Genomic DNA, 12,366 nt, shown 5'->3' on the forward strand with positions numbered 1-12,366 from the left:
GGGTCGAGCCCGAAGTGCGCGCGACCCTCGGCCCGCGCGGCGGAGCGGTCGAGCCCGGAGATCTGGCGACGGATCGGCAGGCCCACGAACTGCCCGTGCCGCAGCGGCGTGTCGGGGAAGCTGGTGGCGACGTGCTCGGTGAAGCGCGCGCCGAGGCGGTTCGCGATGCCCGGCTTGGCGTTGCCCTCGTGCACCACCAGCGGGACGCCGCGGCGTCGCGCCACGAGGTAGGCCGGGACGGAGACGTAGCCGCCGAAGCCGACGACCACGTCGGGCTGCACGCGCTCGAAGACGTCGTGCGTGGCGCGCACCGCCGCGCGGAGCCGTCCGGGAACGCGCAGCAGCGCCGCACCGGGGCGTCGGGGCAGCGGGACCGGCGGCACGAGCTCGAGCGGGAACCCGGCCTCGGGGATGAGGGTGGTCTCCAGGCCCCGCGGGGTGCCCAGGCAGGTCACGTCGACGCCCTCGTCGCGCAGCACGGCGGCCGTCGCGAGGAGCGGGGAGGTGTGGCCGGCGGTGCCACCGCCGGCGAGGAGAGCACGCACGGTCAACGCCTCCGGGCGGCGCTGCTGCGCGCGCGGCGCGCCTTGCCGGCGGCCAGCGCGCGGGCGGCGCCTGGTTCGGTGGTGGCGCAGCGCAGGAGGACGCCGCAGCCGACCAGGGTCACGAGGACGCTCGAGCCACCGTAGGACAGCAGCGGGAGCGGGATGCCGATGACGGGCAGGAGCCCGAGCACCATGGCGATGTTGATGGCCGCCTGCGCGGTGATCCAGATGGTGACGCCCGCGGCCGCGTAGCGGGCGAACGGGTCGCGGCTGCGGGTGGCGATGCGGACGCCGGCGACGGCCAGCAGCACGAACAGGACCAGCACGACGAGGCTGCCGAGCAGCCCCAGCTCCTCGCCGACGACGGCGAGGATGAAGTCGGTGTGCGCCTCGGGCAGCGAGCCCCACTTCTGGCGGCTGCCGCCGAGCCCGACGCCGCCGAAGCCGCCGCGCGCGAAGCCCATCATCGCGTGGACGGCCTGGTAGCCGTCCTTGTCGGGGTCGGCCATCGGGTTGAGGAAGCTCAGCATGCGCGCGACACGGTGCGGCGCCGTGGCCACGAAGAACACGAGCAGGACGCCCACGAACGCGACGATCGCGCCCAGGAAGCGTCCGGGCAGGCCGACGACCCACAGCATGCCGACGATGACCGCGAACAGCACGAGGGCCGTGCCGAGGTCGTTCTGGGCGACGACGAGCGCGGCGCAGAAGCCGGCGACGAGCGTCATCGGCAGCAGCACGAGCCGCGGGTTGTCGAGGTGCTTCTGGCGGCGCGCGTAGTGGTCGGCGATCCAGAGCACGAGGGTCAGCTTGAGGAACTCCGACGGCTGCAGGCGGAACCCGGCCGCGACGGGGATCCAGTTCGTGTTGCCGTTGACCTCGACGCCGACGCCCGGGATGAACGTGGCGAGCGTGAGGGCGATCGAGACCAGCAGACCGGGCAGGATCAGGCGGCGCAGCAGCGTCATGGGGATGCGCGTGACCGCGTAGGCGCCGGCCAGGCCGACGATGGCGAGCACGAGCTGGCGCTGCACGATGGCGAAGGAGTTGCCGTAGACCTGCAGCGAGAGCACCGAGCTGGCGCTGAGGACCATGATCAGGCCGAGGCCGAGGAGCAGCGCCGTGGTGCCGAGCACGAGCTGGTACGACGCGAGCGGACGGTCGAGCAGACGCTGGGCGCCCGCGACGGCGCTGCCGGAGGACCGCGGCGACTTGTCGGTGGTGCTCATCGCACGCTCACGCGGTGGGGAGCCGGCGCACCGACGCGGCGAAGGCGTCGCCCCGTGCGGCGTAGTCACGGAACTGGTCCATGGACGCGCAGCCGGGCGCCAGCAGCACCGTGTCACCCGTGCGCGCGAGGGCGGCCGCTGCCGCGACGACGTCGTCCATGAGGCCATCCTCCCCGCCGACGACCTCCGTGACGGGCACATCCGGCGCGTGTCGGGCCAGCGCCTCCGCGACCACGGCGCGGTCGGTGCCGATGAGCACCACACCGCGCAGCCGCTCGCGGGCGGCCTCGACGAGCTCGTCGAAGCGGGCACCCTTGGCGAGCCCGCCGGCGATCCACACGGCCGACTCGACGCCGCGCAGCGATGCCAGGGCGGCGTGGGGGTTGGTGGCCTTGGAGTCGTCGACGTAGCGGACGCCGTCGACCTCGGCGACGAGGTCGGCGCGGTGCGGTCCCCGGCGGAACCCGCGCAGCCCGTCGCGCACGGCCCTCGGCTCGACCCCGTGCGCGCGGGCGAGCGCCGCGGCGGCGAGGGCGTTGGCCACGGTGTGCGGCGCGTCGTCGGGCAGGTCGGCGACCGAGCCGAGCTCGGCGGCACTGGTCTGACGGTCCGGGGCGAAGGCACGGTCGGCGAGCAGGCCGTCGACGACGCCGAGCATGCCGGGTGCGGGGACGCCCAGGGTGAACCCGATCGCGCGGGCGCCCTCCTGCACGTCGGCGTCGCGCACGAGCTGCTCGGTGCGGGGGTCCTCGACGTTGTAGACGCACGCCCGCTCGACGTTCTCGTACACCCGGCCCTTGGCGTGGGCGTAGGCGTCGAGCGTGCCGTGCCAGTCGAGGTGGTCGTCGGCGATGTTCAGCACGGCCGACGCCTCCGCGGCGAGCGAGGAGCTCCAGTGCAGCTGGAAGCTGGAGAGCTCGACGGCGAGGACGTCGAGCGGCTCGGGGTCCATGACCGCCTCGAGGACGGGGCGTCCGACGTTGCCGACCGCGGCGCTGCGCAGCCCGCCGGCGCGCAGGATCGCGTCGAGCATCTGCACGGTGGTCGTCTTGCCGTTGGTGCCGGTGACGCACAGCCACGGCGGCGCGTCGGGACCGCGCAGGCGCCAGGCCAGCTCGACCTCGCCCCAGACGGGCACGCCGCGCTCGGCGGCTGCGCGCAGTGCCGGCGACTCCGGGCGCCAGCCCGGCGAGGTGACGACGAGGTCGACGTCGTCGGGCAGGGTGGCCGTGGCGCCGGGCTCGAGACGCAGCGTGACGCCGAGCGTCTCCAGCAGCGTGGCCTGCTCGGCGCGGGCCGAGCCGGCGTCGGGGACGCGCTCGTCGAGGACCGTGACGCTCGCCCCGAGGTGCTGCAGGGTGTCGGCCGCAGCGAACCCGCTGACCCCGAAGCCGGTGACGACCGCGCGCACGTCCGTCCAGTCGTCGCCGACGCCGAGGCTCTCGACGTCGCGACGCGGGTGCTCCGCGCTCATCGGAAGGCGAGCCATTCCCAGTAGAAGACGCCGAGACCGGCGGCCACGCACAGTCCGCTGATGATCCAGAACCGGACGACGATGGTGATCTCGGCCCAGCCGAGCAGCTCGAAGTGGTGCTGGAGCGGTGCCATGCGGAAGATCCGCTTGCCGCCGGTGGCCTTGAAGTACGCGACCTGGAGGATCACCGAGAACGTGATGGCGACGAACAGGCCGCCGATGATCACCAGGAGCAGCTCGGTGCGGGTCATGAGCGCGAACCCGGCCATGGCGCCGCCGAGGGACAGCGACCCGGTGTCGCCCATGAAGATCTTCGCGGGCGAGGCGTTCCACCACAGGAAGCCGAAGCAGGCCCCGGTGATGGCCGCGGCCACCACCGCCAGGTCGAGCGGGTCCCTCACCTCGTAGCAGCGGCTGACCTGCTCGGTCGCACAGCTCTGGTTGTACTGCCAGACGTTGATGACGACGAACGCGCCGAAGACCATCACCGACGCGCCGGTGGCCAGGCCGTCGAGGCCGTCGGCGAGGTTCACGCCGTTGCTGGCGCCGGCGATCATGAGCAGGACCCAGACGACGAGCAGCACGGTGGGCAGCTGCGTGCCGGGGATGTCGCGCACGAAGGAGATCGCGTGCGAGATCGGGGTGCGTCCGTTCTCGTCCTCCCACCCGATGGCCAGCACCGCGAAGACGAGCCCCACGAGCACCTGGCCGATCATCTTGGCCTTGCTGCGCAGCCCGAGGCTGCGCTGCTTGGAGATCTTGATGTAGTCGTCGAGGAAGCCGATGAGCCCGAGCCCCGCGAAGAGGAACAGCAGCAGCAGGGCCGAGGCGCTGGGCGGGTAGCCGGTGACCAGCTTCGCGATCGCGTAGGCGAGCAGCGACGCGAGGATGATGACCGTGCCGCCCATGGTCGGCGTGCCGCGCTTCACGTGGTGCGAGGTGGGGCCGTCGTCGCGGATCAGCTGCCCGTAGCCCTTCTTGACCAGCACGTTGATGGCCACGCGCGTGCCCAGCAGGGTGCCCACGAGGGCGAGGGCTGAGGCGATCAGGACGGCGAGCATGCGGGCGGTGGTCCTCTCGGGGGGCGGGGCTGGGCGCGAGCGGGCTGGTCGGGCGGGGCTGGTCGGGCTGGGCTGGTCGGGCTGGGGTGGTCCGGGTCGAGTATGCCGGTCAGGGCTCGAGCAGGCGCGTCGTGACCCGCTCGAGGCGCGCACCTCTCGATGCTTTCACGAGGACCGCGTCGCCCGGCGAGAGCCACGCCCGGAGCGTGTCGAGGGCCACGTCGACGTCGGGCACGGCGAGGCCGACGTCGCCGGCGCCCTCCGCGATGCCGCGCGCCCCGTCGCCGACCGCGACGACGAGCGACGTCCCGAGCTCGGCGGCGGCACGCCCGACCTCGACGTGCCGGGCGTGGGCGTCGGCGCCGAGCTCGAGCATCTCCCCCAGCACCGCCACGCGGCGCTGCGCACCGAGCCCCGCGAGCGCCTCCAGCGCCGCACGCACCGACTCGGGGTTGGCGTTGTAGGAGTCGTCGAGCACGACGACGCCGTCGGCCCGCTCGTGTCGCTCGAGGCGCTGCGCGGTGGCGGGTGCGTAGTCATCGAGCGAGATGCCGGCCACCGGCAGCCCGAGCCCGGCGAGCAGGGCGAGCGCGGCTGCGGCGTTGGACGCCTGGTGCACGCCGAGGAGCGGCACGTGCGTGGTCCAGCGCTCCGCCCCGTGCTCGAGCACGACGTCGGGCTCGCCGTGGGCGTCGAGCGTCACGTCGACGACGCGCACGTCGTCAGGACCCTGGGCGGCGCGGCCGAACCGGACGACCGCGCAGCCCGCCGGCACGCGAGGCTCCATGGCGTCGACGCGCGCGTCGTCGGCGTTCAGCACGGCGGTGCCACCCGGTCGCAGCCCCTCGACGATCTCGCCCTTGCCGATCGCGATGTTGTCGACCGACCCGAACTCGCCCACGTGCGCGCTGCCGACGTTGAGGACGGTCGACACGTGCGGCGGCGCGACGCGGCACAGGCGTGCGACGTGCCCGATCCCCCGGGCCCCCATCTCCACCACCAGGTAGCGGGTGGCGAGGTCGGCCCGCAGGACGGTCAGCGGGACGCCGAGCTCGTTGTTGTAGTTGCCCGCCGTGGCGACGGTGGGCCCGACCCGGCCGAGGAGGTGGGCCAGGAGGTCCTTGACGCTGGTCTTGCCCTGGGAGCCCGTGAGCGCGACGACCTGGACGTCGAGCAGGTCGAGGACGTGCCGGGCGAGCCGGCCGAGGGCGTCGGTGACGTCGTCGACGACGACGGCCGGTGCCTCGACGGGTCGCGAGGCGAGCACGGCGACCGCGCCGCCCTGCCGGGCGGCGCCGACGAAGTCGTGCCCGTCGACCCGCTCCCCCGCCAGGGCGACGAAGAGCCCGCCGGGCGTCACGGCGCGCGAGTCGAGGGTGGCGGGTCCGGTGACGACGACGTCGCCGTCGCCGTGCACGACGCCGCCGACGGCCTGGGCGATCGCGGCGAGGCTGAGGGGGATCATGCGTGCTCCTCGACGAGGCGGCGCAGCACCTCGCGGTCGTCGAACGGGTGGACGACGTCGCCGATCTCCTGACCCTGCTCGTGCCCCTTGCCGGCCACCACGACCGTGTCCCCGCGTCGTGCGACGGCGACAGCGTGGGCGATGGCGTCGCGTCGACCGGCGATCTCGACGACCTCGGCGGCCCCGCCCTCCGCACCGGCGAGGACGGCCCGCCGGATGGCCGCGGGGTCCTCGGTGCGCGGGTTGTCGTCGGTGACGACGACGAGGTCGGCGTACCGGGCGGCGACCTCGCCCATGAGGGGGCGCTTGCCGAGGTCGCGGTCGCCTCCGGCGCCGATGACGACGACGAGCCGGCCGGGGGTGACCGGACGCAGCGCGGTGAGGACGGCCTCGACGGCGTCGGGCTTGTGCGCGTAGTCGACGACGGCGGTCCACTCCTGCCCGGCGTCGACGCGCTCCATCCGGCCGGGGACGCCGGGGCTGGTCGCGATGCCGGCGGCGAGGTCGGCCGGGTCGTGGCCGACCGTGGCGAGGGAGGCGATGACGGCGAGCGCGTTGGCGACGTTGAACACGCCCGGCAGCGGCACGTGCAGGTCGAGCTCGAGCCCGTCGGGTCCGAGCACCTCCAGGTCGGTGCCGAGCCGGTGGGGTCGGACGTTGGCGGCCCGCCAGTCGGCGACGCGTCCGGCGGTGGAGAAGGTGGTGACGGGCAGCGGCGTGAGGTCGACGAGACGTCGGCCGTGCTCGTCGTCGATGTTGACGACGGCCCGCTCGGCGTGCTCGGGCGTGAAGAGGCTGGCCTTGGCCGCGAAGTAGTCGTCGAGGTCACGGTGGAAGTCGAGGTGGTCGCGCCCCAGGTTGAGGAAGGCGGCGACGTCGAAGGCGAACCCCTCGACACGGCCCTGCACCAGCGCGTGGCTCGAGACCTCCATGGCGCAGGCCTCGACCTGCTCCTCGCGCATGACGGCGAACAGCGCCTGCAGGTCCGGCGCCTCCGGGGTGGTGAGCGCGGAGGCGGCCGGGACGCCCTTGACGCGGGTGCCGATGGTGCCGACGACGGCGCTGCGGGCGCTGCCGACCGCGGACTCGGCGAGGTAGGTGGTGGTGGTCTTCCCCTGGGTGCCCGTGATGCCGAAGGTCGTGAGCGCCCGCGTGGGGTGGTCGTGGAACCAGGCGCTCAGCTCGGCGAGCCGGCTGCGGGGACGGTCGACGACGACGGTCGGCAGGCCTGCCGTGCGGGCGGCGCCGTCGGCGTCGGTGAGCACGGCGACGGCGCCGGCTGCCTTCGCGGCGTCGGCGAAGTCGGCGCCGTGGACCCGGCTGCCGGGCAGGGCGGCGTAGAGGTCGCCGGGCTGCAGGGTCCGGGTGCTGAGGCTGATGCCGGTGACGACGGGGTCCTCCCGCACCGGCTGCGGTGCGTCGAGGTGCTGGGCGACGTCGGCGAGCGTCCGCCGCGCCACCTCGCGTGGCCGGGTCCGCATGGTCGTCGGGAGGTCCTCGCTGTCGGTCACCGGTCCAACGTAGCGACTCAGCGCCATCCCCTCACCCCACCCCGGAACTCGTTCCATCCCCACCCCGTGCAAGCCACGCCAACCGAGCCCCGAACTCACTTCAGCGGCGAGCGAGCGCCAGCGAGCGAGCCGCGCGCGAGCGCGAGGTACGAGCGCGCCCCGGCTACCAGGTCTGCGCCACCTTCGGCGAGCGCGACCCGGTGGGCGCGACGCCGAAGCGCTCGAGGGCCATCGACATGATGTCGTGGAAGACGGGGGCGGCGGTCGAGCCACCGCCGGCGTTGGCGAACGGCTTGTCGAGCACCACGTAGGTGATGAAGCGGGGCTCGTCGGCGGGCGCGAAGCCGATGAACGAGACGGTGTTCTGCCCGCGGACGTAGCGTCCGGTGACGGGGTTGACCCGCCAGGCGGTGCCGGTCTTGCCGGCGACGCGGTAGCCGGGGATCTGCGCGGCGGGCGCGGTGCCGTCGTCGGCGGTGACGGCCTCCATCATGCGGGTGACCTCGGCGGCCGCCTTCTTGGAGACGACGCGTCGGGAGGGCACCTCCTTGGCGTCGGTGCGGTGGCCGTCGGCGTCGACGAACCCGCTGACGACGGACGGGTCGACCATGACGCCGCCGTTGGCGATGGCGCCGACGGCGCGCACCACCTGCAGCGCCGTGACGGAGATGCCCTGTCCGAAGGAGATGGTGGCGTGGTTGGCCTTGGTCCAGCTGGCGGCGGGGGCGAGGATGCCCCTGGACTCACCGGGCAGCTGGACGCCGGAGCCGACGCCGAAGCCGAACTTGCGCAGGTAGTCGTGCATCGTCTGGTTGCTCATCTGCTGCGCGGCGACGATGGTGCCGAGGTTCGACGACTTGGCGATGACGCCGGCGGCGGTGAGGTTGAGCGTGCCGTGCTGCCAGTAGTCGCCGATGGGGAACTTGTCGATGACCATCTTGCCGGGGACGCTGATCTGCGTGTCCGGCGCGATCTTGCCCTGGTCGGCGAGCGCCGCCATGGTGATGGTCTTGAGCACGGAGCCGGGCTCGTAGACGGTCTGCACGAACCGCGAGACGGTGTTGGAGTCCTGCATGGTCGCCTTCGAGCCGGGGTCGAAGGTGGGGGCCTGCGAGAGCTGGACGACCTGGCCGGTGCGCACGTCCATGGTGATGGCCAGTCCCCAGTCGGCGCCCGCGGAGCGCACGGCGTCGGCGAGGCGCTGGTCGGCGTACCACTGCAGGTCGCGGTCGATGGTGGTCTGGACGTCCTGGCCGGGCTTCATCGGCACGACGGTGCTGTCGGCCATGGGGATCCGCTGCCCGGTCGGCGACACCTCGTAGGTGGCGGATCCGTCCTTGCCGGTGAGCAGCGCGTCGTACTGGCGCTCGATGCCCTGCACGCCGACGGGGGTGTCGGAGTCCTTGGTCTGGCTCATGTAGCCGACGAGGTTGGCGGCGAGCCGGCCACCGGGGTAGGTGCGCATGGTCGTCTTCTGGCTGAAGACGCCCGCCGCGCCGGCCTTGCGCAGCGCCTGGAGCGCCTTCTGGCCCTGGGCCGCGGGCAGGTTCTTCTCGAGGACCACGAACCGGGTGTCGGGGGTGCGCAGCTTCTCGATGAGGTCGAAGTAGTCGACGCGGTCCTCGCCGAGGCTCGAGACGAGGATGCGCGCGATCTGCGGGGCCTTCTTCGTCGTCAGGGTGGGGTCGGCGGTGAGGGTGAGCGAGTCGACGCTGGTGGCGATGACCTCGCCGTTGCGGTCGAGGATGTCGCCGCGCGGCGCGGGCACGGTGACGGGCTGGGTGCTGGCGTTGCGCGCCATGGCGGCGTAGGCCTGGGCGTCGAGGCCCTGGATCCAGAAGAGCCGGACGCCGAAGAGCATGAACAGGCTGACGACGAGCAGGAGGCTGACCCGCAGCCGGGTGCGGGAGAGACGCTGACGCTTCATCGATCGACCCTCTCGACGTTGCTGCGGGGCTCGGCGGGCACGGGGTCGCCGACGACCTTGCCGTCGCTCGAGCGGAGGAAGACGGGGTTGGTGTTGGGCACCATGCCGAGGAGGACGGCGCGCTGCGCGAGGTCCGCGGGCGCCTGGAGCCGCTCGACCTCGCGGCGCAGGTCCTGCTCCTGCACGGTCAGCGCGTCGGCCCTGGACTGCAGGCGGGCGATCTCGAAGGCCTGGGCCTGCAGCACGGTGCTGAGGAGGATCAGCCCGACGAGGCCGATGCCGAGCACGGTGAGCACGACGACGACGAAGGGCGCCCGGCCGGCGCGGCTGCGCACGGGGGCGACGAGCCGCAGCGGGAGGGTGGTCGGGCGGGCCTGACGGGCCGTCCTCTGGCGCGGACGCGCGGCGTGCATGGTGCTCATGCGGCGACCCTCTCGACGGCGCGCAGCCGGACCGACCGGGCGCGGGGGTTGTCGGTGGCCTCGGCCTCGCTCGCCTGCTCGGCGCCGCGGGTGAGGAGCCTGAAGCGCGGCTCGAGGCCGGCAGGCACGACGGGCAGCCCGTGCGGCACGTCGAGCGTGGTCACGTCGGCGAGGGCGCGCTTGGTGATGCGGTCCTCGAGCGAGTGGTAGGACAGGACGACGACGCGACCGCCGACGGCGAGGGCGTCGAGCGCGGCGGGCAGGGCCCGGGCGTAGACGGCGAGCTCGTCGTTGACCTCGATGCGCAGCGCCTGGAAGGTCCGCTTGGCCGGGTGTCCCCCGGTGCGGCGGGCGGCGGCGGGGATGCTGTCGCGGACGAGCTCCACCAGGCGGGCGCTGCGGGTGAAGGGCTCGGTCTCCCGGGCGGCGACGACGGCGTCGGCGATCCGTCGGGCGAACTTCTCCTCGCCGTGCACGCGCAGGACGCGCGCGAGCCGGTCGGCCGGGTAGGTGTTGAGCACGTCGGCGGCCGTGGGCCCGACCCCGGGCGTCATGCGCATGTCGAGGGGCGCGTCCTGCGCGTAGGCGAACCCGCGGTCGGCGAGGTCGAGCTGCATCGAGGAGACGCCGAGGTCGAAGAGCACGCCGTCGACGCGGCGCAGCCCGGCGTCGGCGAGGACGTCGGGCAGCTCGTCGTACACGGCGTGGGCGTAGGTGACGCGGTCGCCGAAGGGCTCGAGGCGCGCCTGGGCACGGGCGAGGGCCTCGGTGTCGCGGTCGACGCCCACGACGTGCACGTCGGGGAAGCGCCGGAGCATCGCCTCGGTGTGGCCGCCGAGCCCGAGGGTCGCGTCGACGACGACGCGGCGGCGCTCGCCGGGCGCGGTCAGGGCGGGTTCGAGCAGCTCCAGGCACCGGTCGAGCAGGACCGGCACGTGCCGGGCGTCCGGGGTGCCCACCCCGTCGTCCTGCGTCACGCGGCACCGGCCACGAGGGTGACGGCCAGCCCGATGAGCAGCGCGAGGGCGACGGAGACGCCGGCGGAGAACGCCATCAGGACGGCGGCGTCGGCGAGCTCGTGCCGGACGCGTCGGGGCTGGTGCATCGCACCTCCTCGGGTGCTCGGGGCTCCGTGGAGCGGGCTGTGGGGGTGGACGGTGGTGCGGAGGGCGACCGTGCGGCCTGATCCCCGTCCGTACGGCTCTGGCACCGGGGAAGTGATGCCAGGACCGGACAGGCGGAGGTCGGACCTCGCGGGCTCAGAAGATGCCGGGCATCACCTCGTCGGACATGTCGGAGAACTGCTCCTCCTGGCCGGCGGAGTACTCGTCCCAGCGGCGGGCGTCCCAGATCTCGATGCGGTCCATCGCGCCGACGACGGCGACGTCGCGCTCGAGCCCGGCCCAGGTGCGCAGCACCGGCGGGATGGAGATGCGGCCCTGCTTGTCGGGGACCTCCGAGGAGGCGCCCGAGTAGAGCATGCGCACGAAGTTGCGGGCCTCACGGTTGGTGAACGGCGTCTCGCGGATGCGGTCGGTGAACGCGCCGAAGGCCTCGGTCGTCCAGCCGTAGATGCAGTTCTCCTGCCCGCGGGTCAGCACGATGCCGCCCTCGAGCCGCGGGCGGAACTTGGCGGGCAGGAAGAGACGCGACTTGTCGTCGAGGCGGGGCGTGTAGGTGCCGAAGAAGTTGTCCGCATCGATGCCCACCTCCCCTCACCTCGTCTCCCGCGTCGGGCCCTCCACCGTCGTGAAGAGATCCCCAAGTGCTCCATTTCGCACCACCCTACCCCACCTTCCCCCACCGTCAACGCGACACAGCGGAAATTCCGGCAGTTTCGTGACGTGCCGCAGCGCGCCGTGAGAGGCCTCCTGCGCCGTCGTTGCAGCGCGGGGCGCCTCCGCTCGCGTCGAGGTGGGGCGAAGTGGAGCGGATGCGCGTCCGCTCCCGTCCCCTCGCCCGCTCGGTGGGGGCTGCCGGCGCGGGGAGGGCCGGACATGACGACACCGGGTCCCGCTGGTGCGGAACCCGGTGTGGGGAGGTGTGGGGGCGGACCTCAGGGGGTCCGCGGGAGGATCAGCGGTCGTCGCCGTCCTGGCGACGCTGCCAGCGCTCCTCCATGCGGTCGACGAACGAGCCGGACTGCTTCGGGCCCTTGGGACCGGACGAGCGCGTGGGACCGGCGTCGGGCGCGGCCGTCAGGCCATGGCGCCACGCGGTGACGAGGAAGTAGCCGCCGGCGAGCATGACGACGAAGCCGAGCACGCCGAGCCAGGTGAGGGCGGAGACCGCACCGGCGAACAGGATGCCGAGGCCGACGACGAGACCCAGCCCGGACAGCACGGCGACCTTGCGGTTGCGCGCGGCCTGCTTGGAGCCCCGGAGGGTCGACGCGAAGTCGGGATCCTCGGCCGCGAGAGACTGCTCGAGCTGCTGGAGCAGGCGGGCTTCTTCGTCGGAGAGTGGCACCGGAGGCCTCCTGGTGGTGGGTCTAGACCAAGTCTAGGCGGGCGATGGTGTGCAGACCAGCCGAGATCCCTGAGAACTCGCTGGACGTCCGGACCAGACGTTCCAGAGCGTACAAGCGTTCGCGTGCTCCCGGTTCACGCCCTTGCGGTGCTCGGTCTGCTGGCGCAGGTGGTGCAGGACGGCCACGGACTCCTCGCGCGCCTCGTCGGCGAAGACGACGGTGTCGTCGCCGCGCCCGTTGGCGGGGAAGATGCCGACCACGC

13 protein-coding genes are annotated in these 12,366 nt (G+C 73.4%); all 13 read right to left on the reverse strand.

The features are described 5' to 3' along the window. A partial coding sequence (locus NH339_RS14595; protein ID WP_253026618.1) for a glycosyltransferase occupies positions 1-545 on the reverse strand: 545 nt, incomplete at its 3' end. Between the two features lie 2 nt (positions 546-547). Then, complete coding sequence (gene ftsW / locus NH339_RS14600) at positions 548-1,774, reverse strand: putative lipid II flippase FtsW (RefSeq protein ID WP_253026620.1); 1,227 nt, start codon at positions 1,772-1,774, stop codon at positions 548-550. A 7-nt stretch (positions 1,775-1,781) separates the two neighbouring features. After that, complete coding sequence (murD, locus tag NH339_RS14605) at positions 1,782-3,248, reverse strand: UDP-N-acetylmuramoyl-L-alanine--D-glutamate ligase (protein WP_309634493.1); 1,467 nt, start codon at positions 3,246-3,248, stop codon at positions 1,782-1,784. Continuing rightward, positions 3,245-4,309, reverse strand: coding sequence for a phospho-N-acetylmuramoyl-pentapeptide-transferase (mraY, locus tag NH339_RS14610; RefSeq protein WP_253026624.1), 1,065 nt, complete (start codon positions 4,307-4,309; stop codon positions 3,245-3,247). The genes murD and mraY overlap by 4 nt, the downstream gene beginning before the upstream one ends. A gap of 109 nt (positions 4,310-4,418) precedes the next feature. Further along, the gene (murF, locus tag NH339_RS14615; protein WP_253026626.1) at positions 4,419-5,774 is read right to left on the reverse strand and encodes a UDP-N-acetylmuramoyl-tripeptide--D-alanyl-D-alanine ligase; all 1,356 of its coding nucleotides are present in this window, start codon (positions 5,772-5,774) and stop codon (positions 4,419-4,421) included. Further along, the gene (locus tag NH339_RS14620) at positions 5,771-7,255 is read right to left on the reverse strand and encodes a UDP-N-acetylmuramoyl-L-alanyl-D-glutamate--2,6-diaminopimelate ligase (RefSeq protein WP_256475571.1); all 1,485 of its coding nucleotides are present in this window, start codon (positions 7,253-7,255) and stop codon (positions 5,771-5,773) included. The genes murF and NH339_RS14620 overlap by 4 nt, the downstream gene beginning before the upstream one ends. Before the next feature lie 193 nt (positions 7,256-7,448). After that, the gene (locus NH339_RS14625) at positions 7,449-9,212 is read right to left on the reverse strand and encodes a penicillin-binding protein 2 (protein WP_253026630.1); all 1,764 of its coding nucleotides are present in this window, start codon (positions 9,210-9,212) and stop codon (positions 7,449-7,451) included. Further along, a complete protein-coding gene (locus tag NH339_RS14630; protein WP_253026632.1) occupies positions 9,209-9,634 on the reverse strand; it encodes a hypothetical protein in 426 nt (141 codons plus the stop codon). The genes NH339_RS14625 and NH339_RS14630 overlap by 4 nt, the downstream gene beginning before the upstream one ends. After that, positions 9,631-10,593 carry a 16S rRNA (cytosine(1402)-N(4))-methyltransferase RsmH gene (rsmH, locus tag NH339_RS14635; RefSeq protein WP_253026634.1) on the reverse strand — a complete coding sequence of 321 codons (963 nt, stop codon included), beginning with the start codon at positions 10,591-10,593 and terminating at the stop codon, positions 9,631-9,633. Before rsmH ends, NH339_RS14630 begins: the two co-directional genes overlap by 4 nt. A 14-nt stretch (positions 10,594-10,607) precedes the next feature. After that, a complete protein-coding gene (locus NH339_RS18585) occupies positions 10,608-10,739 on the reverse strand; it encodes a hypothetical protein (RefSeq protein WP_256475569.1) in 132 nt (43 codons plus the stop codon). A gap of 154 nt (positions 10,740-10,893) precedes the next feature. Continuing rightward, positions 10,894-11,343: a division/cell wall cluster transcriptional repressor MraZ gene (mraZ, locus tag NH339_RS14640; RefSeq protein WP_241270777.1), complete on the reverse strand. Its 450-nt coding sequence runs from the start codon at positions 11,341-11,343 to the stop codon at positions 10,894-10,896. 367 nt (positions 11,344-11,710) lie between these two features. Then, positions 11,711-12,103: a DUF3040 domain-containing protein gene (locus NH339_RS14645; protein ID WP_253026636.1), complete on the reverse strand. Its 393-nt coding sequence runs from the start codon at positions 12,101-12,103 to the stop codon at positions 11,711-11,713. Positions 12,104-12,136: 33 nt separating this feature from the next. After that, positions 12,137-12,364 carry a vitamin B12 dependent-methionine synthase activation domain-containing protein gene (locus NH339_RS19015; protein ID WP_374208316.1) on the reverse strand — a complete coding sequence of 76 codons (228 nt, stop codon included), beginning with the start codon at positions 12,362-12,364 and terminating at the stop codon, positions 12,137-12,139. Positions 12,365-12,366: the final 2 nt, after the last annotated feature.

This window comes from Aeromicrobium sp. CnD17-E, from assembly GCF_024124745.1.
Lineage (GTDB): Bacteria > Actinomycetota > Actinomycetes > Propionibacteriales > Nocardioidaceae > Aeromicrobium.